Source organism: Streptomyces sp. SID13666, from assembly GCF_010548325.1.
Taxonomy (GTDB): Bacteria; Actinomycetota; Actinomycetes; order Streptomycetales; family Streptomycetaceae; genus Actinacidiphila; species Actinacidiphila fildesensis.
In genome coordinates this window covers 1-364 of record NZ_JAAGLX010000258.1, presented here as the reverse complement: position 1 = coordinate 364, position 364 = coordinate 1, and the positions used below count along the sequence as shown (strand labels likewise).

The window sequence follows — 364 nt, the reverse complement described above, 5'->3', positions numbered from 1 at the left end:
ATTGTTCGGCGGCGTCCTACTCTCCCACAGGGTCCCCCCTGCAGTACCATCGGCGCTGAAAGGCTTAGCTTCCGGGTTCGGAATGTAACCGGGCGTTTCCCTAACGCTATGACCACCGAAACACTATCGGGCCATCCCGCTGAACGGGATTATTGACAGTGCCAAGCGAACAAGCACACTTTTCAATTTAAGTAGTACTGGTTCAACCGGAGCGACTGTTCGCAACCCGGGAACCAAACAGTGGACGCGAAGCAAAAATAGTTAGACAAGCCCTCGGCCTATTAGTACCAGTCAGCTCCACCCGTTACCGGGCTTCCACATCTGGCCTATCAACCCAGTCGTCTACTGGGAGCCTTAACCCCTC

2 rRNA genes are annotated in these 364 nt (G+C 54.7%); both read right to left on the bottom strand.

Annotated features, from left to right (window positions below):
• Positions 1 to 3 precede the first annotated feature (3 nt).
• Positions 4 to 120 (bottom strand): 5S ribosomal RNA (gene rrf / locus G3I60_RS44375).
• Positions 121 to 261: 141 nt separating this feature from the next.
• Positions 262 to 364, bottom strand: a 23S ribosomal RNA gene (locus tag G3I60_RS44370); the annotation flags it as partial.